Here is a 22,637-nt window from a genome sequence, read left to right on the forward strand (position 1 = left end):
TCCATGTCATTTCCCCTGCTGACGGCCACGGCCGTGGTCCCCGCGCTCGGCGCGGTCCTCACCGCCGCCGTCCCGGCCGCGCGGCGCTCGGCCGCCAAGTGGCTCGCGCTGGTCTTCTCGCTCGCCACCCTGGCGCTCGCCGCCGTCCAGCTCGTGCGGTTCGACCCGGGCGCCGGGGGACCGTTCCAGCTGACCGAATCCCACGCCTGGATCAAGGACTTCGGGGTCCGCTACGAGCTGGGCGTGGACGGCATCGCGGTCGTGCTGATCGCCCTGACCGCCCTGCTGATCCCCTTCGTGATCCTGGCCGGCTGGCACGATGCCGACCCGCTGGAGACGACATCATCGCGCTGGCGGCCCACCCAGGGCTTCTTCGCGCTGATCCTCATGGTCGAGGCGATGGTGGTGATCTCCTTCGAGGCCACCGACGTCTTCCTCTTCTACATCTTCTTCGAAGCCATGCTGATCCCGATGTACTTCCTCATCGGCGGCTTCGGTGACCGGGCCGGCGGGCGCGGCGAGGAGGAGACGGCGGCCCAGCGGTCGTACGCGGCCGTGAAGTTCCTGCTCTACAACCTGGCCGGCGGGCTGATCATGCTGGCCGCCGTCATCGGGCTGTACGCGGTCACCGCCGACCAGCTCGGCACCGGCACCTTCTCCCTCCAGGAGATCGTCCAGGCCCGGGCCGACGGCAAGCTGGACATCGCCACCAGTACCGAACGGGCCCTGTTCCTCGGCTTCTTCTTCGCCTTCGCGGTGAAGGCGCCGCTGTGGCCGCTGCACACCTGGCTGCCCAACGCCATGGGCGAGGCCACCGCCCCCGTCGCCGTGCTGATCACCGCCGTGGTGGACAAGGTCGGCACCTTCGCGATGCTGCGCTTCTGCCTCCAGCTCTTCCCGGAGGCATCCAAGTGGGCGACACCCGTGATCCTGGTGCTGGCGCTGGTGAGCATCCTCTACGGAGCGCTCCTCGCGGTCGGCCAGCGGGACATCAAGCGGCTGGTCGCCTACGCCTCGATCTCGCACTTCGGCTTCATCATCCTCGGCATCTTCGCGATGACCACACAGGGCCAGGGCGGCGCGACGCTCTACATGGTCAACCACGGGATCTCCACCGCGGCGTTGATGCTCGTCGCGGGCTTCCTGATCTCGCGGCGCGGCTCGCGGCTCATCGCCGACTACGGGGGCGTCCAGAAGGTCGCCCCCGTCCTCGCGGGGACGTTCCTCGTCGGCGGACTGGCCACCCTGCCGCTGCCCGGGCTCGCGCCCTTCGTCTCCGAATTCCTGGTCCTGACCGGCACGTTCAGCCGCTATCCGGTCATCGGGGCCATCGCGACGTTCGGCATCGTGCTCGCCGCGCTGTACGTCCTCGTGCTGTACCAGCGCACCATGACCGGCCCGGTGAAGGACTCCGTCCGGGGCATGCCGGACCTGCGGGTGCGTGAGCTGGTCGTCGTCGCTCCGCTGATCGCCCTGCTGATCTTCCTCGGCGTCTATCCGAAGCCGGTGACCGAGATCGTCGACCCGGCCGTCGAGCACACGATGACCCAGGTGGACAAGGTCGACCCCAAGCCCGATGTGCCCCTGACCGATGTGGAGGCCGCGAAGTGAGCCACGCAGCACCCGTCCACAGCCTGTGGACACTGGCGGCCGATCCCCCCGAGAAGATCCCCGCGCCGCACATCGAATACGCCCAGCTCTCCCCGACACTGATCGTGCTCGGCGTCGCGGTCCTGGGCATTCTCGTCGAGGCGTTCCTGCCGCGCCGCGCCCGGTACCACGCACAGCTGCTGCTGTCCGTCGTGGGCCTCGCCGCCGCCTTCGCGGCCGTCGTCGCCCTGGCGGCGGGCGGCCACGCGGGCGACAAGGCCCGCGTCGCCGCCATGGGGGCCGTCGCCGTCGACGGTCCGGCGCTGTTCCTCCAGGGCACCATTCTCCTGGTCTCGCTGATCGCCGTCTTCACCTTCGCCGAGTGCCGGCTCGACCCCGCCGCGCACGGCAACCGGGTCGACTCCTTCGCCGCGCAGGGCTCCGCCGTCCCGGGCGGCGAGGCCGAACAGGCCGCGGTGAAGGCGGGGTTCACCACCACCGAGGTCTTCCCGCTCGCGCTTTTCGCGGTCGGCGGGATGCTGGTCTTCCCCGCGGCGAACGACCTGCTGACGCTCTTCGTCGCGCTGGAGGTCTTCTCCCTCCCGCTGTACGTGCTGTGCGCGCTGGCCCGCCGCCAGCGGCTGCTCTCCCAGGAGTCGGCCGTCAAGTACTTCCTCCTCGGCGCCTTCTCCTCCGCCTTCCTGCTCTTCGGCGTGGCCCTCCTGTACGGCTACGCGGGCACCGTCACGTACTCCGGCATCGCCGAGGTGGTGAGCGGCACCACCCGCACGGTCGACCCCGCCCTGGCCCAGACCATGGGCAATGACGCGCTGCTGCTGATCGGCGGCGCGCTGGTGCTGATGGGCCTGCTGTTCAAGGTCGGCGCGGTGCCGTTCCACATGTGGACCCCCGACGTCTACCAAGGCGCCCCGACCCCCGTCACCGGCTTCATGGCGGCCGCGACGAAGGTCGCCGGCTTCGGCGCCCTGCTGCGGCTGCTGTACGTGGTCCTGCCGGGGATGCGCTGGGACTGGCGGCCGGTCATGTGGGGCGTCGCGATCGTCACGATGCTGCTCGGCGCGATCGTGGCCGTGACGCAGACGGATGTGAAGCGGCTGCTGGCCTACTCCTCCATCGCCCACGCCGGGTTCATCCTCGCCGGTGTCATCGCGGCCAGCCCGGACGGCGTCTCCTCCGTGCTGTTCTACCTCGCCGCGTACTCCTTCGTGACCCTCGGCGCCTTCTCGATCGTGACGCTGGTGCGCGACGCGGGCGGCGAGGCCACGCACCTGTCGAAGTGGGCCGGGCTCGGGCGGCGTTCGCCGCTGGTGGCGGCCGTTTTCGCGGTCTTCCTGCTGGCCTTCGCGGGCATTCCGCTCACGAGCGGCTTCGCCGGCAAGTTCGCCGTCTTCAAGGCGGCGGCGCAGGGCGGTGCGGGGACGCTGGTCATCGTGGGTGTGCTGTCCTCGGCCATCGCCGCGTTCTTCTACATCCGGGTGATCGTGCTGATGTTCTTCAGCGAGCCGAAGGCCGACGGTCCGACGGTGGCCGTGCCCAGCGCGCTCACCTCCACGGCCATCGCCGTGGGAGTCGCCGTCACCGTGGTCCTCGGCGTGGCCCCGCAGTACTTCCTGGACCTGGCGGGCCAGGCGGGCACGTTCGTGCGGTAGGCCTGTCCGGCGGTGTCCTCACACGTCGACGGGCTGCTATCGGCTGAGCTCAGCCAATAGCAGCCCGTCCGGCGTTTGAGGACGCGCCCGCAGGGCGCCCGCCGCCGCAGGCGGCACAGCGGCCGGCAGCCGAAGGTCCGCCGGTCAGGCGAGAGGCGGCAGGTACGGGCCCGGTCAGCCCGTCGGAACCTTCGGCATCTCGATCTTCGGCATCTCGACCTTGATGGGGTCCTTGGTGAAGTCCTCGGTCGGGCCGTTGTCCCAGCTGACCGTGAGCTTCTTGCCGTCGGCCGACAGGGTGGCGGTGCCCTTGGCGCGGGTGTTGTCGCCCGTGTTGCACTTGAGGTCGAGCTTGACCGTGGTGCCGGACGTCGTCGCCGGGCCGTTGCACACCGCGCCGGCGGAGGCGGAGATGGCCGTGGTGCTCATGATGGTCACCCGGACGATGTCGTTGCCCTTCTGGCGGTTCCACATGCCGTCCAGCTTGGCGGGGTCCCCGGCACCGGGCTTGGCGGATTCCCCGCCCGCGCCCGGCTTGTCGGACGCCGGGGCCGTGGCCCCGGTCTCCTTGTCCTTCTTCTTGCCGTCGTCGCTCCCGCTGCCACAACCGGTCATCAGCACAGCGGCGATGAGCGCCGCCCCCGTGAACTGCGCTGCCTTGCGCACGTACTACTCCTCAGCCGTCGAACAGGACATGCCAAGTTAGCAGCCCTGGTCCAGCGGCCCCGGGGCGTTCAGTCGCCCCCGCCGCCACCGCCTCCGCCGTCACCGCCACCCCCGCCGTCACCGCCCCCGTCACTGCCGCCGTCGCCGCCGAAGCCCCCGGAACCGCTGGACCTGTCGGCCTGGATGTTGCGGCGTACCGCCTTGGCCGTCCACGAATGGTCGAGGATGTCCCGCATGGCCGAGCGTTGGTGCCGCGCGCCCCAGCCGGGGTAGAGGACGCCACCGACGCCTATGGCGAACACCAGGGCGGCGAGCGCCCGGGAGCGCTGGTCGGGCCAGCCCGCCGTCCGCGCCGCCTCGAACCGCCGACGGGTCTCGGCGGTCAGATCGACCGGCCCGACGGGGTACCTCGTGCAGGGGAAGATGCCGAGCGCCCGCCGCCGCTCCGCGCGCACGGCGCGCCGCTCCACCAGCCCCGTGAGCCAGGGCTCCTCCATGTGCCGGGCGGCGGTCCGCACCCAGCGGTACGTCTTCGGCGCCTTGGCGCCGGGCTCGCCCAGGCTCCGCAGGGCGCCGGACAGCCGCCGGTCGGCCGGCGGCACACTCCGGAGCACGACCGGGCGCGCACGGTCCTCCCTGATGTGCCCGCCCAGCTGCAGTTCGGCCAGTACGGCCCCGGCCAAGCCGTATCCCAGATACCGGGAGCTGCACAGCCTGTTGCCCTTTTCGGGGTGGAGGGCGAGCAGCAGCAGCTCTTCCGGCAGCGTGAGGGCCGACGTGCCGTGGTTCATGGCGTGGTGGTGCCGTGCGCGGGGACGATACGGCCGGTGACCTCGCCGAGCCCGATCCGGGCGCCGCCCGGCCCCGGCGCCCAGGCCGTCAGGGTGACCTCGTCGCCGTCCGCCAGATACGGGCCCTTGCCCTCGGTGAGCTCGAGGAGGCAGCCGCGCTGGTCGGGCTCGGGGCCGCTGACCGTGCCGGAGGCGTAGAAGTCGCCCGTGCGCAACGAGGCGCCGTTGACGGTCATATGGGCCAGCTGCTGGGCCGCCGTCCAGTACATGGCGGCGAACGGCGGCCGGGCGACGGTCTCGCCGTTGATGCGCACCTCGATGCGCAGGTCGATGCCGCCCGGCTCGCTGCCGGCGTCGTCGAGGTAGGGCAGCAGCGGGTGGGTGCGCTCCGGCGGCGCGGTGCGGGCGTCGTCGAAGGCGTCGAGCGGGGTGATCCACGCGGAGACGGAGGTCGCGAAGGACTTGCCGAGGAACGGGCCGAGCGGCACGTACTCCCAGGCCTGGATGTCGCGCGCCGACCAGTCGTTGACGAGGCAGACGCCGAAGACGTGCTCGCGGAAGTCGTCGAGGCCGACCGGGGTGTTCGCCGGTGCCGGGGTGCCGACGACGAAGCCCACCTCGGCCTCGATGTCGAGCCGCACGGACGGCCCGAAGACGGGGGTGGCGTCGGCGGGGGTCTTGCGCTGGCCCTGGGGGCGCACGACATCGGTGCCGGAGACCACGATCGTCCCGGCGCGGCCGTGGTAGCCGATGGGCAGGTGCTTCCAGTTGGGCGTGAGCGGCTCGCCGTCGGGCCGGAAGATCCGGCCGACGTTGGTGGCGTGGTGCTCGCTCGCGTAGAAGTCGACGTAGTCGGCGACCTCGAAGGGCAGCCGCAGCGTCACCTCGGCGAGCGGGTGGAAGTGCTCCCCGGTGAGCCAGGTGCGGACCTCGGCGCGGACGGCCTGCCACACGGGGCGTCCAGCGGCCAGCAGGGGGTTGAGCGTCGGCTGGTCCAGCAGCGCGGCGTGCGCGGAACCGTGGGCGGCCGCCGCGGCCGCCGCGTCGAGCACGAAGTCGCCGTAACGGACACCGACCCGGGGGTGGTCCGGGGCGTCGGGCGTGGTGAACACGCCGTAGGGGAGGGTGGCCGCGCCGAAGGGGTCGCCTTCGGACAGTTCGCGGGGGCGGTGCTCGGGCATGGGACGCTGCCTCGCTTTCTCCGGGACGCTCCTGGAGGGCCGGTGGGAACTGGGCACCACATTACGTGCTGGCCGCGGCGCGGGGCCTGCCCGGCGGACCTTCGGCTGCGCACCTCCGCTGCTGAAACCAGCCCGTCCGGCGATTGAGGACGCGCCCGCAGGGCGCCCGCCGCCGCAGGCGGCAAGGCGGGCCGGTAGTCGAGAATCTGCCGACGAGGCGAGAGGCGCCCCGCCGCCGTACGCGGCAAGACGGGCCCGCAGCCGAAGGACCGGCGGTCAAGACGGCTCGCAACGCACGCTCACCCCGCATCGCCGGCCGGGAGGCTCGAACGGTTGCTCAAGCGCTGCTCGCGCGCCGTCCGAACGTCCGCCAAAGAGCTGGCAATGTCCCGGATTTCCTTGCTGGAGGCGGCAGTTCCGAAGTAGCGTCCTGTGTCGAGTCACACACAGTGGGGGGCCGCTGCGGGTGAGTGGCCGAGGGGGGTGCTGGTGGCGAGCAGGAGCACGCCCATCGCGGCGGACCGGTCCGTGCCCGGGCTGATCGTGAAGATCGGTGGCTATCCCCTGCACCACGGCGGCGTCGGCGCGATCCGCAGTCTCGGTCGGCTCGGAATCCCGATGTACGCCATCACCGAGGACCGCTGGACCCCCGCCGCGCTCTCCCGCTATCTCGACCGCGCCTTCGTCTGGCCCACCACCGGCACCGAGCGCTCCGAGGAGCTGGTCGACGGGCTCCTGGCGATCGGGCGGTCCATCGGGCGCCCCACGGTCCTGGTGCCTACCGACGAAGAGGCGGCGGTGCTCATCGCCGAGCACGCCGAGGCGCTGTCCGGGCCGTTCCTCTTCCCGCCGGTGGACCGGGGCCTGCCCCGCAGACTCGCCAGCAAGCAGGGGCTGTACGAGCTGTGTGTGGAGCACGGGGTGCCCGCTCCGGCGTCCCTGTTCCCCGCCTCCTACGAGGAGGTCGAGAAGTACGCGACGACCGCCCGCTTTCCCCTGGTGGCCAAGAACCGGGAGGCGTTCGAGCGCCGTCGGCAGCCCGCCGTGCACGGCACGACGCGGATAGGCGGCCCCCGCGAGCTGCTGGAGCTGGCGCGCGGCTGGGGTCCGGTGCCGGGGGTGATCCTCCAGGAGTACCTGCCGCGCGAGGACGCCGAGGACTGGATCGTCCACGCGTACTTCGACGCGGAGAGCGCGCCGCTGGCGATGTTCACCGGGGTCAAGGTGCGCTCCTGGCCGCCGCACGCGGGCATGACGGCCAACGCGTACGTCGTCGACAACCCCGAACTCGCCTCGATGGCCGCCCAGTTCATCAAGCAGGTCGGATTCAGCGGCATCATCGACCTGGACTGGCGCTACGACCGCCGCGACGGCCGCTACAAGCTCCTGGACTTCAACCCCCGCATGGGCGCGCAGTTCCGCCTCTTCGAGAGCGCGGCGGGCATCGACGTCGTCCGCGCCCAGCACCTGGACCTCACCGGCCGTGAGGTCCCCGAGGGGGAGCAGCGCGCGGGCCGTCGCTTCGTCGTGGAGAACATCGACCTGCCCGCGCTCGCCGCCTACCGCCGCAGCGGCTACACCACCCCCCACGCACCCGCCCGGGCGAGCGGCACCGAGCTGGCCTGGGCCGCGGCGGACGACATGAAGCCGTTCTTCACCATGCTCGCCCGGTTCATACGACCGGGCGTGCGGCACCTGTGGCAGCTGTGGCGATCCCGTCGCCGTTCCGCTGCCGTCGTCGAGTAACGCCCTGGGAGGGGACTCGTGACACTTCCGGTAGCAGTCATCGGGGCTGGTCCATATGGTCTCTCGACCGCCGCCCACCTGCGGGCACGCGGCATTCCTGTGCGCGTCCTGGGCTCGCCGATGGTGAGCTGGCGCGCGCACATGCCCGTCGGGATGCTGCTGAAATCCATCCCCGACGCCTCCAACATCGACGCTCCGCAGCCCGGCCACACCCTCCTCGACTTCTGCCGCGCGACGGGGGAGCGCCGCTACGAATCCGACTGGGACCCGATCCCGGTCGAGATCTTCGCCCGCTACGGGCTGTGGTTCCAGGAACGGCTGGTGCCGGGGCTGGAGCAGGTGCGGGTGGTCTCGGTCGACCGGCGCGGCGCCCGGCCGGGCTTCGAGCTGAAGCTCGACTCGGGGGAGCAGTTCACCGCCCGCGCCGTCGTGGTCGCCACCGGGCTGAGCGGCTTCGCCCATCTGCCGCCCCAGCTGGCCACCGCCGTCCCGGACGGTCCCTCCCCCGGCGGCCCGGTCTCGCACAGCTCGCAGCACCGCGACTTCTCCCGTTTCAGCGGCCAGAACGTCGTCGTCGTGGGTGCCGGGCAGTCGGCGCTGGAGAGCGCGGTGCTGCTCGCCGAGGCCGGGGCGGCCTCCGTGCGCGTGCTCGCCCGCACCCGGGGTGCGGTGCGCTTCGGAGCCGCACCGGACGGACAGCCTCCGCTTCGTCCCTCGTCCCCCTTCGGGCGGGCCTGGTCGCTGTACGCGTTCTCCTACTACGCGGATGCTTTCCGCCATCTTCCGGCCCCGGCCCGCCGGTTCCTCGTGGGGCGGGTGCTGGGCCCGCTCGGCGCCTGGTGGCTGCGCGATCGTTTCGTCGGCCGGGTGCAGGTCACCGAGGGCAAGCGGATCGCGCGATGCCGGGTGGAGTCGGGACGGCCGGTGCTGACCCTCGTCGTCGACGGCGGCGCGGCCGGTGAGCTGGCCGCCGATCACGTCCTGGCCGCGACGGGCTACCGGGTGGACCTCGCCGCCCTGGACTTCCTGGGCCACGGCCTGCGCGCCAAGCTCGCGGTCGGCGCGGGCGGCCCGCGGCTGGGCCCCGGCTACCACTCGTCCGTGCCCGGTCTGTTCTTCACGGGCCTGCCGGCCGCCGCCAGCTACGGCCCGGTGATGCGGTTCGTCTGCGGCACGGAGTACGCCTCGCCCCGGCTGGCCAGGGCGGTGGCGGCGCTCTAAGCCTGCGCGGCCGTGTCCTCAAGCGCCGGACGGGCTGATTGCAGCCCGTCCGGCGCTTGAGGACAGAGCACAGCAGCCCGTCCGGCGCTTGAGGGCGCGCCCGCAGGGCACCCGCCGCCGCAGGCGGCAAAGACGGCCCGCGGCCCGCAGGACAACCCGCGGGGCCCGGACACAAAGGAACACAGGGGAATCCGTACTGGCCGGTCTGCCACGGGTGGCGGAGCCGGCCAGTACGTCTGTGCGGTGACGGCCGGGTGATCAAGGACACGGCGGGGCAGACGTCGAGCAGTGTGACGGCGGAGGCCGACGCGTGTTCCAAGGCGGCCGGGGAGCCCCGGGAGAGTGCCGGCCGGGCAGGCGCCCACGGTGATCCACAGTCGACCGGATACGCTGACTTTTGGTGGAGACAGCGACACATCGACAATCCCCGTGTTCGCAGGCAGACAGGAGTACCCCTCGTGACCGTCGTCGGGCCTTTCGGGCTGAGCGTGCGGGACCAGGCTCTTGAAGCCGATGTCCAGGCCGGGTTGGCCGCCGTCGAGGAGGGCCTCCTGGAGGCCACCAAGAGCGGCGTGCCCTTCATCACCGAGGCCGCCCAGCACCTCGTCCGGGCCGGAGGCAAGCGGTTCCGCCCGTTGCTGGTGATGCTCGCCGCCCAGTTCGGCGACCCGTACGCCCCGGGCATCGTGCCGTCGGCCGTCGTCGTCGAGCTGACGCACCTGGCCACGCTCTACCACGACGACGTCATGGACGAGGCCGATGTGCGCCGCGGCGTGGACAGCGCCAACGCCCGCTGGGGCAACTCCGTGGCCGTCCTGACCGGCGACTTCCTCTTCTCCCGGGCCTCGCACATCCTGGCCGACCTCGGCCCGGAGGCCGTGCGCATCCAGGCCGAAGCCTTCGAGCGCCTGGTCACCGGCCAGATCCTGGAGACCGCGGGCCCGCGTGACGGCCGCGACCCCATCGAGCACTACCTCGACGTCATCGCCGGCAAGACCGGCTCGCTGATCGCCGTCGCCGGACGGTACGGCGCGATGATGTCCGGCGCCGACGAGCGCACCGTCGAGATCCTCACCCACTACGGTGAGCGGCTCGGCACGGCCTTCCAGCTCGCCGACGACGTCCTCGACATCGCCAGCGACTCCCACGAGTCGGGCAAGACCCCCGGCACCGACCTGCGCGAGGGCATTCCCACCCTGCCCGTGCTCCACCTGCGCGCGCAGGCCGCCGCCAGCGGTTCGGCCGACGACCGCCGACTGTGCGAACTCCTCGACGGCGATCTCACCGACGATGCCCGGCACGCCGAGGTGCTGCGCCTGCTGCGCGCCCACCCGGCCCTGGAGCAGGCGCGCCGCGACACCGTCCGCTACGCGCAGGAGGCCCGCGCGATCCTCGCGCCGCTGCCCGCGTGCGACGCGAAGTCCGCGCTCGAGGACCTTTGCGACGCGGTCGTGCACCGGGCGGGCTGAGCCCCCGCACCGGGGCTCGCGTGCTCCGGCCCGCCCGGAGGGACCGTACGGTCTCGGCCGATTCCCCTGTGGTGGTACGGCCCTTAAGGGGTGTCATCCCCGAGAACTACGGGAATGTGATCCCGTCGGCTGACGACGTCGCGTGGCCGGTTTGGTGGAATTGACAGTGTCGTTCCCCGGGGGAAACCCCGGACTCCCGCGCCACCACCGAGCGGTCGGGCCACAATGAGCCTAGGGGTGGGCGAGTGCACGACGCGTATGACCGCCGCCGACGACGGAGGTAGAGCAGATGGCACGGATCCAACCGACCCAGGGCGCCGACGAGACCGGGACGTCCGGCACGGGCCGCCGGAAGGCCGCCCGTTACGTGGTGCCGGTCGCGGTGGCCGGAGTCGCGGCGGCGACGATCGGGTTCGTCGTACCGGCCCTGGCGAGCACCGGAGACCCGGACCTGCCGAAGATCAGTGCGCAGGACCTGATAGCCAAGATGGCGAAGTCGGATGTGCAGCAGGCCTCCGGCACCGTCAAGATCTCCACCGATCTCGGTCTGCCGTCGCTGCCCTCGGGTTTCTCGCTCGGTGACGCGGGCAAGGGCCCGGGCGGCGGGAAGGGCGGGGACGCCGCCGACCCGCAGGCCAAGCTGACCGAGCTCCTCTCCGGCTCGCACACCCTGCGCATAGCCGTCGACGGCCCCGACAAGCAGCGGCTCTCCATGGTCGAGCGCGCCGCCGAGTACTCCGTGATCCGTAACGGCGACGACGTCTGGGCGTACGACAGCGCGAGCGACGCCGCCCACCACTCCAAGGTCCCGGAGCAGCAGGGCGGCGACGGACACGAGGTGCCGAAGGACCTGGCCGGTGTTTCGCCGCAGGAGCTGGCCAAGCGGGCCCTGGCCGCCGTGGACGACACCACCTCGGTGACCGTCGACGGCACCGCCAAGGTGGCCGGCCGGGACGCGTACCAGTTGGTGATCAAGCCGAAGGGCGGCGACTCCACGGTCGGTGCCGTCCGGATCGCGGTCGACGCGAAGAACGGCGTGCCGCTGAAGTTCACCCTCGCCCCGAAGAGCGGCAAGGCCATCGTCGACGCGGGCTTCACCAAGGTCGACTTCGGCAAGCCCGGCGCGAAGAACTTCACCTTCGCCCCGTCGAAGGGCACCAAGGTCACCGAGGACTCAGGGAAGCCGGGCAAGGGTGACGACGCCGCGAAGCTCAAGGGCAAGCTGCCCGGCGCCGGTGAACTGCCGGGCCTGACCGGTCTGCCCGGCCTGGACGGAGCCTCCGGCGCGTCCGGCATGAAGGTCATCGGCAAGGGCTGGTCCTCGATCGCCGAGATCAAGGGCCCCAAGGACGCGGTCGGCAAGCTGAGCGAGGACGCCAAGGGCAAGAGCAAGGGCAAGGGGGGCGACGCCGCGGCCCTGCTGGACAGCTTCGGCAAGAAGGTCTCGGGCGACTTCGGCTCCGGCCGGCTGTTCAGCACCCGCATCGTCAATGTCCTGATGACGGACGACGGCAGGGTCTACGCGGGCGCGGTCACCAAGGACGCGCTGGTCAAGGCCGCCAACAGCGCGAAGTAGGCAGGCTGCCTCTCCTCCTTGGCCTGCTTGGCCCGCTTGGCCCCGCTGCCCGGCGGCACCACGGTGCCGCCGGGCAGCGGGCTGGGGACTGGGCGGGGACGGGGGACGACGAAAGGGGAACCGGTGGAGGAGGAGCGGATCGCCTCCGGCGGCGGTCAGGTGACAACGCCGGCCGTCGAGCCGGGCGAGGCCCCGGGTCGCCCGGCCGCACCCGCGGCCCGCGTCGCGTCAGGCGCGTCGGGTGCTGCCGTGTCAGGCGCTGTCGTGTCGGGTGCTGCCGTGTCGCGGGCCCCCGCGTCAGGCGCCCCCGCGCCCGCCGGGTCCGCCGTGCATGCCGAGCCGAAACCGTCCGGCGAACCCGCTGACCCCGACCCCGTCGACACCGCCGTCGCATCCGCCGCCACGGGCCCCGTCGACAATGCCGTCGCCGCCGTCATCGAGACGCGGGGGCTCACCAAGCGGTACCGCGGCGGTCAGCTCGCCGTCGACGGCTTGGACCTCACCGTCCCGCGCGGCAGCGTCTTCGGTTTCCTCGGGCCCAACGGGTCCGGCAAGACCACCACCATCCGCATGCTCATGGGCCTGATCGAACCGAGCTCCGGCTCCGCTCACGTCCTCGGTGAACCCATGCCGCGCGCCGCGCGGCGGGTGCTGCCCCGGGTGGGGGCGCTCATCGAGGGCCCCGCCCTCTACGGCTTCCTCACCGGCCGCGACAACCTCGTGCGCTACGACGCCGCCGACCCCACCGCCGACCCCCGCACCCGCGCGGCCCGGGTCGCCGCCGCGCTGGACCGGGTGGGTCTCGCCGCCGCCGCGGGCAGGAAGGCCCGCGCGTACTCCCTCGGCATGAAGCAGCGCCTCGGCCTCGCCGCGGCCCTCCTCCAGCCCCGCGAGCTGCTCGTGCTGGACGAGCCGACCAACGGCCTCGATCCGCAGGGCATGCGCGAGATCCGTACCCTCGTGCGCGAGCTCGCCGCCGACGGCACCACCGTCTTCCTCTCCTCCCACCTCCTCGACGAGATCGAGCAGGTCTGCACGCACGCCGCGGTCATGGCCCAGGGGCGGCTGCTCACCCAGGGCACGGTCGGCGAGCTGGCCTCCTCGACCCGCGGCCGGCTGGCCGTCACCACCCCCGACCCCGCGGACGCCGCCCGCGTCCTCAAGGAACACGGTGTGACCGATCTCGTCGTCCTGGAAACGGGCGTCACCGGCGAGCTGCCTCTGACCCCTCTGTCCGGCCCATCCGGCACCTCCGGCCCCCTCGACCTCGCCGACCTCAACGCGGCCCTGGTCCGGGCGGACGTGCGGGTGCGGTCCTTCGGCGTCGAACGGGCCTCGCTGGAGGACGCCTTCGTCGCGCTCACCGGGGAGGGCTTCGATGTCGCGGGCTGACGTGGCGGACGGCCGGGGCGCGCGGACGGCCCCGAGCCCCTTGTGGCAGCTGTCCCTCTTCCGCAGCGAGGTCACCACCGTGCTGCGCCGGTGGCGGACGCTGGCCCTGCTCGGCGTGCTCGCGTCGGTCCCCGTGCTGGTCGGCATCGCCGTGAAGATGGAAACGGGCGACGGCGGCTCGTCCGGTGGCAACGGTCACGGCCCGGCGTTCATCAGCCAGATCAGCAACAACGGCCTGTTCCTGGTCTTCGCGTCCCTCGCCGCGACGCTGCCGTTCTTCCTGCCGATGGCCGTCGGCGTGGTCGCGGGCGACGCCGTGGCGGGCGAGGCGGGCTCCGGCACGCTGCGCTATCTCCTCGTCGCGCCCGCCGGGCGGAGCCGGCTGCTGCTCGCCAAATACGCCTCGACGCTGGTCTTCTGCCTCACGGCCACCCTGGTCGTGGCCGTCTCCGCGCTGACCGTGGGGATGCTGCTCTTCCCCGTCGGGGACGTCACTCTGATCAGCGGAACGCGGGTCTCCTTCGGCGAGGGGCTGCTGCGCGCGGTGGCGATCGCGGGCGTGGTCGCCGCGTCCCTGGTCGGGGTGGCGGCGGTGGGGCTGTTCGTCTCGACGCTCACCAACAGCGGTATCGCGGCGATGGCCACCACCGTGGGGCTGTTGATCACGGCGCAGATCCTGGATCAGTTCCCGCAGCTGCACGCCGTCCAGCCGTATCTCTTCCCGCACTACTGGCTGAGCTTCGCCGACCTGCTGCGCGAGCCGGTCTACTGGGAGCAGCTCCAGCGCAACCTCGGCCTCCAGGCGCTCTATGCGGCGGTCTTCGGCTCGGCCGCGTGGGCCCGGTTCACCACGAAGGACATCACGGTCTGAGGGATCTCAGGGGTATGGGTGCCCCCGCGTCCCCGGCGGATACGAATGGTGTGACCGGTCCCCGTCCCGCACGGCGGGGGCCGGTCACGTCACCATGGCCTTACCGGAGTGGCAGCGCTCAGAACGTGATCTTCCAGCTGTCGATGTAGCCGGTGTCCTGCGCGGCCGTGTCCTGGACGCGGAGCTTCCAGGTGCCGTTCGCCGTCTCGGCCGAGGCGTCGACGGTGTAGGTCGCGACGATGTCGTCGGCCGAGTCGTTGCCGCTGGCGCTCTTCAGCCGGTACGCCCGTCCGCTCGGTCCGACCAGGTCGACGGACACGTCACCGCGCCAGGTGTGCTTGATGTCGACTCCGACCTGGAGGGACGAGGGCGCGTTCCCCGTGATCCCGGTGACGTCGATCGGGGAGTCGACGGGGGAGCCCGCGTCGGGGATCGTGACGTCGGTGGTGCTCTCGAAGGTTCGCCCGGGCGGGTTGGTGGCGCCCGCGCTCAGCGTCCAGACGGCGTTGGCGATGGCGTCGCTGTTGTTGTCCAGCGCCGTGTCGTTGATGTTCGCCGTGGTGTCGCAGGCCGAGTGGTAGCAGCGGTCGAAGGCCTGGCCCGCCGTGCCGCCCCACTTGGCGGCCTGGGCCGCGGTCTTGCGGCTGCTGGCACCGGTGAACAGACCGCCGACCCGCACGCCGGCGCTCTTGAAGGAGGCGTGGTCGCTGCGGCCGTCGCCCTCGGTCTCGATCTCGGTCGAGATGTTCTTCGCCGCGAAGAAGTCCTTGAAGACCTTCTCCAGCTGGGTGTCGTCGTCGTAGACGAAGTAGCCCGGGTTCGGCGAGCCGACCATGTCGAAGTTCAGATACGCGTCGATCTTCGCGCGCTCGGTGCCGGGGAGGTTGTTGACGTAGTACCTCGAGCCGACCATGCCCAGCTCCTCGGCTCCCCACCAGGCGAACCGCAGGTGCTTGTCGGGCTTGTAGCCCTCGCGGGCGACGGTGAGCGCGGTTTCCAGGATGGCGGCCGAGCCCGAGCCGTTGTCGTTGATGCCGGGGCCGGCGCCCACCGAGTCGAGGTGCGATCCGGCGAAGATCATGTGGTTGGCGTCGCCGCCGGGCCAGTCGGCCACGAGGTTGTAGCCGGTCGCGCCGCCGGAGGTGAACTGCTGGATGCTGGTCGTGTATCCGACGGCGTCGAGCTTGGCCTTCACGTAGTCGATCGAGGCCTTGTAGCCGGCGCGGCCGTGCGCGCGGTTGCCGCCGTTGGCGGTGGCTATCGACTGCAGCTGGTTGAGGTGGCCCTTGACGTTGGCGACGGATATGTCGGGCGCGGCGGCGGCGACGGTGGGAGTCGCGTTCGCCGCGCCGGAGAAGGCGCCGAACAAGGTGGCCGTGAGGGCCGCGCCGGTGGCCAGCAGCGCGGTGGCACGGGATCTTCGGGGCAGGGTGGGTCCGTTGAGTCCAAGCATGGGGGGCTCCCAACTCCATTTGACGTGGCCATGATGTTGAGGGCGCCCTGATGGTGCGTCAAGGGCGGATTTCGGACACCGAGCACCGCTTTCCGGATATCGGGCAGCGGAAAACCACGCTGATCTGTGGTTTTCGGGGCTGGTGCGCTCCTTGTTATTTCTGTGTTTCGTGGGGCGAAGCGCCTACGTCGCGGCTTTTGTCGGTTCGTCCGCGATGCTCTCCGGCACGACCGGGGCCCCACCTGCCGCAGCGGCTCCACCCTCCGCAGCGGTTGCGGCGAGCGCCGCCTCCGCCGCCTTGTTCCGCGCGTTCCGCAGCTCCGTCCGCGAGATCCGCGCGGCCCGCAGCGCGTCCCAGGTGAGCACCGCCAGCGCCAGCCAGACGAGCGCGAAGCCCGCCCAGCGCTCGGCCGGCATCGCCTCGTGGAAGACCAGCAGCCCGAGGGCGAACTGGAAGATCGGCGCCAGGTACTGGAGCATCCCGATCACCGACAGCGGCAGCCGGACCGCCGCCGCGCCGAAGGAGATCAGCGGCAGCGCGGTGATGGCGCCGGTGCCCAGCAGGAGCAAGGTGTGGCCGCCGCCCTCCGAGGCGAAGGTGGACTCGCCGCGCGAGCCGAGGAAGACCAGCACGGCGAGCGCGGGCAGGAACTGCACGGCCGTCTCGGCGGCCATCGACTCCAGACCACCCAGCCCGACCTTCTTCTTGACCAGGCTGTAGGTGCTGAACGTGGCCGCGATCGCGAGCGCGATCCACGGCGGCTTGCCGTACCCGACGGCCAGCACGACCACGGCGGTCACGCTGACGCCCACGGCCACCCACTGCGCGGGTCGCAGCCGCTCGCGCAGCACGAGGACGCCGAGGGCGATGGTGGCCAGGGGGTTGATGAAGTACCCGAGGGAGGTCTCGACGACGTGCCCGGAGTTCACGGCCCAGATGTAGACCCCCCAGTTCAGGGAGATGAGGGTCGCACCGACCGCGATCATCCCCAGGCGCTTGGGCTGCCGCAGCAGCGGTCGTATCCAGTCCCAGCGCCGGGTCACGGCCAGCACGACGGTGACGGCGGCCAGCGACCACACCATGCGGTGGGCGAGGATCTCGACCGCGCCCGCCGGTTCCAACAGCGGCCAGTAGAGGGGGAAGAGCCCCCAGATCCCGTAGGCGAGGACGCCGCACAACATCCCGGCGCGGGTCTCGGTCCTCGACTCGTGCGACTCCACGGGGCTCCTTCCGGAGGTTTCGATGCATGAACCTTCGGAAGGTAGCGCCGCCCGGGCCCGGCTGTCATGTGCGTATCGCATGATGGCCCTGACAGGCGTCCTCAAGCGCCGGACGGGCTTGATGTGGCTGAGCTCAGCCCGAATCAAGCCCGTCCGGCGTTTGAGGACGCGCCCGCAGGGCGTTCGCCACCGCAGGCGGCACGGACGGCCCGCAGTCGAACTAGCGCGCCCGCGCGGAGCGCAAGCGCTCGACGGCCCGGGCGACATCGAACGGCAGGATCGTCACGGCGACATCCGGCAGGTGTTCCAGGGCCTTCGCCAACTCGTCGCCCGTGCCCGGGTGCAGCAGCCGTCCGAGCGGTGGCGGGTAGGCGCGGCGCGGGATCAGCAGGGTCAGGGCGGTGGTGCCGTCGGCGGTCGTCCGCGCCGCGAGGGCGACGAGCGTGTGCCGCAGCCGTCGGTCGGGGCAGTCGATCAACTCCAGCGGCACGGTCGTGGCGGGGGAGCGCTCCCACCGCTCGACCAGCCGGTGCGCGCTGGCCTCGTCGACCACGACGTGCAGGGCCCGCACCTCGTCCGGCCGCAGCTCGTGCGCGTAGGCCAGTGCCTTGAGGGTGGCCAGATCGAAGCTGTCGACGAGGACGTGCACCAGGTGCCGCCGCCAGCGCGGGCGGTCCGTGGCGAGCGGGGGCAGGCTCTCCAGGGCCTCCGCCTCGGCCCGGTACTGATGGTTGATGCGGATCAGCGCCCACACCCCGAGCGGGAAGACCGCGACGACGAGCCATGCGCCCTCGGTGAACTTGGTGACCGCGAAGACCACCACGACCAGCGCGGAGACCACGGCGGCGGAGACATTGACGGTGAGCTTCCAGGGCCGGTGCGGCTCGTCGGGCCGCCGCCAGTAGTGGGCCGTCAGCCCGGCGGCGGCCATGGTGAAGCCGGTGAAGACGCCGATGGCGTAGAGGGCCACGAGCTCGTCCACGTTGGCGCGCGTCACCAGCAGCAGCGCGAGGGAGACGACGGCGAGGCAGACGATGCCGTTGGAGAAGGCGAGCCGGTGCCCGCGCCGCGTCAGCTGGCGCGGCAGGAAGCTGTCCCCGGCGACGAAGCTGGCGAGGAACGGGAAGCCGGTGAAGGGCGTGTTGGCACCCGTATAGAGGATGAGCGCCGTCGCGAGCTGCACGTAGACGAGTCCGGCCGTGCCCAGCGGGCTGTCGCCGAAGACGAGCCGCGCCTCCTGCGCGATCACGGTCGGGTTTCCGTCGGTGTAGGGGATCGCGTGGGTGTAGTGGGCGAGGGCGGAGACGCCGAGGACCATGCCGCCCAGAAGGCAGCTCATCACGGTGAGGGTGCGGCGGGCGTTGGGGCCCTGGGGGCGACGGAAGGCGGAGACACCGTTGGAGATCGCCTCCAGGCCGGTCAGCGAGGAACCGCCGTTGGCGAAGGCCCGCAGCACCATGAACATCGAGGCGCCGTACAGCCAGCCGTCGCCCGCCTCGCCGAGCGGTACCGCCCCGGCCGCGTGCACGTCCGCGTGCGGAAGGCCCCCGGTCAGGGCCCGGACGAGCCCGAAGAGCAGCATCAGCGCCACGGCCAGGACGAAGAGGTACGCGGGCGCGGCGAAGGCCCGCCCGGCCTCGCGGAGGCCGCGCAGGTTCCCGTACGCCAGCAGCAGCACCATGCCCGCGGAGAGGGGGACCTTGAGGTGGTCGATGCCCGTGTAACCCTCCCCGACGAGATGGGCGAGGGAGATCAGGGCATCGGTGCCGGCGGCGGTCTGGACGGCGACGGTGACGATGTAGTCGACGAGCAGGGCGACCGCCGCGATCTGTGCGACGCGCGGCCCGAAGTTCTCCCGGGCGACGACGTAACTGCCGCCGGCGCGGGTGTAGACCATGACGACGTCACGGTAGGAGAGCGTGAGCATCAGCAGGACCAGCAGGATCGCCCCGGTCACCGGCAGCAGCAGGGTGAACGCGGCGACCCCCACGACCGGCACCAGAATGCGCAGCATCTCCTCGCTGCCGTACGCGGTCGACGACATGCAGTCGGAGGCGAGGACGCCGAGCGCCATCGGGTTCGACAGCTTCTCGCGCGCGAGCTGCTCGGTGACCAGCGGCGGGCCGAGCAGACGGCGCTTGAGCCGGTAGCCGAGCGGATCACGGGGAACAAGGGCGGCTTCGGTGTCGGCCATGGGCCCCATGAGAGCGGGTGCCCGGCGGGGGCGCCGTCAGACGCCCCGGCCGGGCACCCGTCTGTGCCCGTACGTACCAGCCCCTGACCGGCGGGCCTTCGACTGCCGACCGCTGTTCCGCCTGCGGCGGCGGGCGCCCTGCGGGCGCGTCCTCAATCGCCGGACGGGCTGTCAAGCCCGTCCGGCGATTGAGGACACAGCACAGTCACTAGCCCACGACTGTCCACGTGTCCGTGCCGGCAAGCAGCGCGGACAGGTCGCCCTTGCCCTTTTGCTCGATGGCGGCTTCGAGCTGGTCGGACATCTGGGTGTCGTAGACCGGCCGGTCGACGCTGCGCAGCACTCCGATGGGGGTGTGGTGGAGGGTGTCGGGATCGGCGAGGCGGGAGAGGGCGAACGCGGTGGTCGGGGACGTGGCGTGCGCGTCGTGGACGAGCACGTCGGCCTCGTTCGCCGGTGTCACGGCGATGACCTTGAGGTCGCCGGTGGCCGGGTCGCGGACGACGCCCTTGTTCTGGTCGGTGCCGAAGCGGATGGGCTTGCCGTGCTCCAGACGGATCACGGCCTCTTCCGCCTGCTGCTTGTCCTTGAGGACTTCGAAGGCGCCGTCGTTGAAGATGTTGCAGTTCTGGTAGATCTCCACCAGTGCGGTGCCGGGGTGTGCGGCGGCCTGGCGCAGTACCTCGGTGAGGTGTTTGCGGTCGGAGTCCACGGTCCGGGCCACGAAGGAGGCTTCCGCGCCGATGGCGAGGGAGACGGGGTTGAAGGGGGCGTCCAGTGACCCCATCGGCGTGGACTTGGTGACCTTGCCGATCTCCGAGGTGGGGGAGTACTGGCCCTTGGTGAGCCCGTAGATCCGGTTGTTGAACAGCAGGATCTTGAGGTTGACGTTGCGGCGGAGGGCGTGGATGAGGTGGTTGCCGCCGATGGAGAGGGCGTCGCCGTCGCCGGTGACGACCCATACCGACAGGTCGCGCCGTGAGGTGGCGAGGCCGGTGGCGATGGCGGGTGCGCGTCCGTGGATGGAGTGCATCCCGTAGGTGTTCATGTAGTAGGGGAAGCGGGAGGAGCAGCCGATTCCGGAGACGAAGACGATGTTTTCCTTGGCGAGGCCGAGCTCGGGCATGAAGCCCTGGACGGCGGCGAGGATGGCGTAGTCACCGCAGCCGGGACACCAGCGCACTTCCTGATCGGACTTGAAGTCCTTCATGGACTGCTTGGCGTCGGCCTTCGGCACCAGGGAGAGCGCCTCGATCGAGGAAAAGCCCTCCGAGATCGTCTCAGTCATTGATGGCCTCCTTGAACACATCGGCGAGCTGCTCGGCCTTGAACGGCATTCCGCTCACCTGGGTGTAGGAGCGGATGTCGGTCAGGAACTTCGCTCGCAGCAGGGTCGCGAGCTGACCGAGGTTCATCTCCGGTACGACCACCTTGTCGTAACGCCTCAGCGTCTCCCCGAGATTCCCGGGGAAGGGGTTGAGGTGACGCAGGTGGGCCCGGGCGATGCGGTGGCCCTCGGCGCGGGTGCGCCGCACGGCCGCGGTGATGGGTCCGTAGGTCGAGCCCCAGCCGAGGACGAGGGTGTCGGCCTCGCCGCTGGGGTCCTCCACCACCAGGTCGGGGACGGTGATGCCGTCGATCTTGGCCTGGCGGGTGCGGACCATGAAGTCGTGGTTGGCGGGGTCGTAGGAGATGTTGCCCGTGCCGTCCTGTTTCTCGATGCCGCCGATGCGGTGCTCGAGACCGGGCGTGCCGGGCACCGCCCACGGCCGGGCCAGCGTCTCCGGATCGCGCTTGTACGGCCAGAAGACCTCGGTCCCGTCCGCCAGCTCGTGGTTCGGGCCGGAGGCGAACCGCACCCGCAGATCGGGGAGTTCGTCGACCTCCGGGATCCGCCAGGGCTCGGAGCCGTTGGCCAGGTAACCGTCCGACAGCAGGAACACCGGCGTCCGGTACGTCAGTGCGATGCGCGCCGCGTCGATCGCCGCGTCAAAACAGTCCGCCGCGGTCCGGGGCGCCACGATCGGCACCGGGGCCTCGCCGTTGCGCCCGTACATCGCCTGGAGCAGGTCGGCCTGCTCGGTCTTGGTGGGCAGGCCGGTGGAGGGCCCGCCGCGCTGGATGTCGACGATGAGCAGCGGGAGTTCGAGCGATACCGCGAGTCCGATGGTTTCGGATTTGAGGGCGACGCCGGGGCCTGAGGTGGTGGTGACGGCGAGGGCGCCGCCGAAGGCGGCTCCGAGGGCGGCTCCGATGCCGGCGATCTCGTCCTCGGCCTGGAAGGTCCGCACGCCGAAGTTCTTGTGCTTGGACAGCTCGTGCAGGATGTCCGAGGCCGGAGTGATGGGGTACGAGCCGAGGTAGAGCGGCAGGTCGGCCTGGCGGGCGGCGGCGATGAGGCCGTAGGAGAGCGCCAGGTTCCCGGAGATGTTGCGGTAGGTGCCGGCGGGGAAGGCGGATGTCGCGGGGGCGACCTCGTAGGAGACGGCGAAGTCCTCGGTCGTCTCGCCGAAGTTCCATCCCGCCCGGAACGCGGCGACGTTGGCCTCCGCGATCTGCGGCTTCTTCGCGAACTTCGCCCGCAGGAACTTCTCGGTGTTCTCCGTCGGCCGGTGGTACATCCACGACAGCAGGCCGAGCGCGAACATGTTCTTGCTGCGCTCGGCCTCCTTCCGCGACAGCCCGAAGTCCTTCAGCGCCTCGATCGTGAGCGTCGTCAGTGGGACGGGGTGGACGTTGTAGGCGTCCAGGGAGCCGTCCTCCAGCGGGCTCGTGGCGAAGCCGACCTTCGCCATCGGGCGCTTGGTGAACTCGTCCGTGTTGACGATGATCTCCGCGCCGCGCGGCACGTCCGCCAGATTCGCCTTCAATGCCGCCGGGTTCATCGCCACCAGAACGTCCGGCGCGTCACCGGGAGTCAGGATGTCGTGATCGGCGAAATGCAGCTGGAACGACGAAACCCCCGGCAGGGTGCCTGCGGGGGCTCGGATCTCGGCGGGAAAGTTCGGCAGCGTCGACAGGTCATTGCCGAACGACGCGGTCTCGGAAGTAAACCGATCACCCGTGAGCTGCATACCGTCACCGGAGTCACCCGCGAAACGGATGATCACCCGGTCCAGCCGGCGCACCTCTTTGGCGCCGCCTGGGCCCCCTGCGGGGCTGCGCTGTCCGGCGAGGTGTGACGGCTCGCCTCGCTGCTCGGCTGGATCGGCCTGCTCGGCCGGGCTACTGACCTGGCTGGTCACTGCTTCGGACCTCCCTCATGGCGGCGGTCCGCACATGGTGGTGCCGACCGGCGTTCCCACGGGCCATCGTACGTGGGGAAGGGTTTCCTCCTCCGGAGGTACCACAGGATGAACCCACGGATATGACCCCCTTATGCCCTTGTATGTCATGGTCATCCGCTGCCGTGCCCTCACATTTACGAGGTGCATTGCTAGGACTTCGGTTCTGGGGCCATGTATCCGACGCGGCCCGCGCCGCACGCCCGGCCGGAGTACGCCGGGGGTGCGGCCGGGCCTCGCCGGGCGGATGACAGCACGTCAGAACGCCGATGCGGGTCGGAACGAGGGAATCCGGATGAAATGCGGACGACA

16 protein-coding genes are annotated in these 22,637 nt (G+C 71.2%); 8 read left to right on the plus strand and 8 right to left on the minus strand.

Going from position 1 to position 22,637, the window contains the following annotated elements; all coding sequences use genetic code 11:
• Window positions 1–3 precede the first annotated feature (3 nt).
• Together ACZ53N_RS11665 and nuoN are read left to right on the plus strand one after the other, a co-directional pair.
• Complete coding sequence (locus ACZ53N_RS11665) at window positions 4–1,611, plus strand: NADH-quinone oxidoreductase subunit M (protein WP_469140715.1); 1,608 nt, start codon at window positions 4–6, stop codon at window positions 1,609–1,611.
• Window positions 1,608–3,260 (plus strand): NADH-quinone oxidoreductase subunit NuoN, encoded by a 1,653-nt coding sequence (nuoN, locus tag ACZ53N_RS11670; protein WP_469140716.1) that lies wholly within the window; start codon window positions 1,608–1,610, stop codon window positions 3,258–3,260. The genes ACZ53N_RS11665 and nuoN overlap by 4 nt, the downstream gene beginning before the upstream one ends.
• A gap of 174 nt (window positions 3,261–3,434) precedes the next feature.
• Here nuoN and ACZ53N_RS11675 read toward each other — a convergent pair whose 3' ends face one another.
• The 3 genes from ACZ53N_RS11675 to fahA all read right to left on the minus strand — a co-directional run bounded on the left by ACZ53N_RS11675 (window position 3,435) and on the right by fahA (window position 5,898).
• Entirely contained in the window at window positions 3,435–3,926 is a 492-nt protein-coding gene (locus tag ACZ53N_RS11675) for a hypothetical protein (protein WP_469140717.1), read from the minus strand.
• Between the two features lie 68 nt (window positions 3,927–3,994).
• Window positions 3,995–4,717 (minus strand): GOLPH3/VPS74 family protein, encoded by a 723-nt coding sequence (locus ACZ53N_RS11680; protein ID WP_469140718.1) that lies wholly within the window; start codon window positions 4,715–4,717, stop codon window positions 3,995–3,997.
• A complete protein-coding gene (fahA, locus tag ACZ53N_RS11685; protein WP_469140719.1) occupies window positions 4,714–5,898 on the minus strand; it encodes a fumarylacetoacetase in 1,185 nt (394 codons plus the stop codon). The genes ACZ53N_RS11680 and fahA overlap by 4 nt, the downstream gene beginning before the upstream one ends.
• A 489-nt stretch (window positions 5,899–6,387) precedes the next feature.
• Between fahA and ACZ53N_RS11690 the strand changes: the two genes are divergently transcribed.
• The 6 genes from ACZ53N_RS11690 to ACZ53N_RS11715 all read left to right on the plus strand — a co-directional run bounded on the left by ACZ53N_RS11690 (window position 6,388) and on the right by ACZ53N_RS11715 (window position 14,173).
• Window positions 6,388–7,644, plus strand: a complete 1,257-nt coding sequence (locus tag ACZ53N_RS11690) for a carboxylate--amine ligase (protein WP_469140720.1) — start codon at window positions 6,388–6,390, stop codon at window positions 7,642–7,644.
• 18 nt (window positions 7,645–7,662) lie between these two features.
• The gene (locus tag ACZ53N_RS11695) at window positions 7,663–8,865 is read left to right on the plus strand and encodes an NAD(P)-binding domain-containing protein (RefSeq protein ID WP_469140721.1); all 1,203 of its coding nucleotides are present in this window, start codon (window positions 7,663–7,665) and stop codon (window positions 8,863–8,865) included.
• Between the two features lie 458 nt (window positions 8,866–9,323).
• Window positions 9,324–10,334 carry a polyprenyl synthetase family protein gene (locus ACZ53N_RS11700; RefSeq protein WP_356448950.1) on the plus strand — a complete coding sequence of 337 codons (1,011 nt, stop codon included), beginning with the start codon at window positions 9,324–9,326 and terminating at the stop codon, window positions 10,332–10,334.
• A 289-nt stretch (window positions 10,335–10,623) separates the two neighbouring features.
• The gene (locus ACZ53N_RS11705) at window positions 10,624–11,910 is read left to right on the plus strand and encodes a LolA family protein (RefSeq protein ID WP_469140722.1); all 1,287 of its coding nucleotides are present in this window, start codon (window positions 10,624–10,626) and stop codon (window positions 11,908–11,910) included.
• A 435-nt stretch (window positions 11,911–12,345) separates the two neighbouring features.
• Window positions 12,346–13,302 carry an ABC transporter ATP-binding protein gene (locus ACZ53N_RS11710; RefSeq protein ID WP_469140803.1) on the plus strand — a complete coding sequence of 319 codons (957 nt, stop codon included), beginning with the start codon at window positions 12,346–12,348 and terminating at the stop codon, window positions 13,300–13,302.
• Window positions 13,289–14,173 (plus strand): ABC transporter permease, encoded by an 885-nt coding sequence (locus tag ACZ53N_RS11715; RefSeq protein ID WP_469140723.1) that lies wholly within the window; start codon window positions 13,289–13,291, stop codon window positions 14,171–14,173. Before ACZ53N_RS11710 ends, ACZ53N_RS11715 begins: the two co-directional genes overlap by 14 nt.
• 118 nt (window positions 14,174–14,291) lie before the next feature.
• Here the strand turns inward: ACZ53N_RS11715 and ACZ53N_RS11720 are convergent, their stop codons facing one another.
• From ACZ53N_RS11720 to ACZ53N_RS11740, 5 genes are all read right to left on the minus strand, one after another.
• Window positions 14,292–15,626, minus strand: a complete 1,335-nt coding sequence (locus tag ACZ53N_RS11720; RefSeq protein ID WP_469140724.1) for a M28 family metallopeptidase — start codon at window positions 15,624–15,626, stop codon at window positions 14,292–14,294.
• A 183-nt stretch (window positions 15,627–15,809) separates the two neighbouring features.
• A complete protein-coding gene (rarD, locus tag ACZ53N_RS11725) occupies window positions 15,810–16,808 on the minus strand; it encodes an EamA family transporter RarD (protein ID WP_469140804.1) in 999 nt (332 codons plus the stop codon).
• 259 nt (window positions 16,809–17,067) lie between these two features.
• The gene (locus ACZ53N_RS11730; protein ID WP_469140725.1) at window positions 17,068–19,041 is read right to left on the minus strand and encodes an APC family permease; all 1,974 of its coding nucleotides are present in this window, start codon (window positions 19,039–19,041) and stop codon (window positions 17,068–17,070) included.
• Window positions 19,042–19,249: 208 nt separating this feature from the next.
• On the minus strand, window positions 19,250–20,329 hold the full coding sequence (locus ACZ53N_RS11735) for a 2-oxoacid:ferredoxin oxidoreductase subunit beta (RefSeq protein WP_469140726.1): 1,080 nt from the start codon (window positions 20,327–20,329) through the stop codon (window positions 19,250–19,252).
• Complete coding sequence (locus ACZ53N_RS11740) at window positions 20,322–22,286, minus strand: 2-oxoacid:acceptor oxidoreductase subunit alpha (protein ID WP_469140727.1); 1,965 nt, start codon at window positions 22,284–22,286, stop codon at window positions 20,322–20,324. The genes ACZ53N_RS11735 and ACZ53N_RS11740 overlap by 8 nt, the downstream gene beginning before the upstream one ends.
• Window positions 22,287–22,637 lie beyond the last annotated feature (351 nt).

This window comes from Streptomyces sp. NPDC033229, from assembly GCF_055576875.1.

Bases quoted from the DNA above. Each gene is read 5' to 3' on its own strand.
- ACZ53N_RS11665 (WP_469140715.1), top strand. From the start codon at position 4: ATGTCATTTCCCCTGCTGACGGCCACGGCCGTGGTCCCCGCGCTCGGC.
- ACZ53N_RS11680 (WP_469140718.1), bottom strand. From the start codon at position 4,717: ATGAACCACGGCACGTCGGCCCTCACGCTGCCGGAAGAGCTGCTGCTG.
- fahA (WP_469140719.1), bottom strand. From the start codon at position 5,898: ATGCCCGAGCACCGCCCCCGCGAACTGTCCGAAGGCGACCCCTTCGGC.
- ACZ53N_RS11705 (WP_469140722.1), top strand. From the start codon at position 10,624: ATGGCACGGATCCAACCGACCCAGGGCGCCGACGAGACCGGGACGTCC.
- ACZ53N_RS11715 (WP_469140723.1), top strand. From the start codon at position 13,289: ATGTCGCGGGCTGACGTGGCGGACGGCCGGGGCGCGCGGACGGCCCCG.
- ACZ53N_RS11720 (WP_469140724.1), bottom strand. From the start codon at position 15,626: ATGCTTGGACTCAACGGACCCACCCTGCCCCGAAGATCCCGTGCCACC.
- rarD (WP_469140804.1), bottom strand. From the start codon at position 16,808: ATGTTGTGCGGCGTCCTCGCCTACGGGATCTGGGGGCTCTTCCCCCTC.
- ACZ53N_RS11730 (WP_469140725.1), bottom strand. From the start codon at position 19,041: ATGGCCGACACCGAAGCCGCCCTTGTTCCCCGTGATCCGCTCGGCTAC.
- ACZ53N_RS11735 (WP_469140726.1), bottom strand. From the start codon at position 20,329: ATGACTGAGACGATCTCGGAGGGCTTTTCCTCGATCGAGGCGCTCTCC.